General features: G+C 58.0%; 2 protein-coding genes. Both read left to right on the forward strand.

The annotated features are described in order from the left end of the window. Positions 1-258: hypothetical protein (locus EOA24_RS40540; RefSeq protein ID WP_210213670.1), on the forward strand; the 258-nt coding region annotated here is incomplete at its 5' end. 9 nt (positions 259-267) lie between these two features. After that, a complete protein-coding gene (locus EOA24_RS40545; RefSeq protein WP_127410950.1) occupies positions 268-483 on the forward strand; it encodes a hypothetical protein in 216 nt (71 codons plus the stop codon). Positions 484-522: the final 39 nt, after the last annotated feature.

Raw genomic sequence — 522 nt, forward strand, 5'->3', positions numbered from 1 at the left:
ATACGTGACATGGCAACGATCAGACACGATCTGAACAACGAAATCCACATGGAGAGCCGGCGCCGCGCAGAAGCAGAACAGGGACGTGACGACAACGTACGGGTTACATCTGGACCATCTGAACCGGGCAGCCGTGCGGCGAAGTTGAATGAAGAGTATCGGGCGGATCCGCCACAGCAGCAGGTTCCGCGCTTGAGCGAACTGGAGCGTGAAATCGATGAGCGGCACGACCGCGAGCGCGACGAACGGGAGCGTTAGGTCAGGACAATGAGGCAGCATTGGCACATCAAACCGCTTCCGCCGCCCGACGATAGTGCTGATCGTCCGGATGGCTTTGTGGGATGTGCACTGTTGGCTCTGATTGTCATCGGCCCCCTGATTTTGTTCGGGCATCAGCTGGGTGCTATGGAGATGTGGCTGGTCGACGTCTACAAAGCGGTCGAAAGCTGGCTCGTGCCCGTTCGGGATTGGTTTTTGGGCTAGTGGCGTGCATCAGCACATTGCCGGAGTTCTACTATGGCC

Origin of the sequence: Mesorhizobium sp. M2A.F.Ca.ET.039.01.1.1 (genome assembly GCF_003998035.1) — a bacterium.
Taxonomy (GTDB): domain Bacteria; phylum Pseudomonadota; class Alphaproteobacteria; order Rhizobiales; family Rhizobiaceae; genus Mesorhizobium.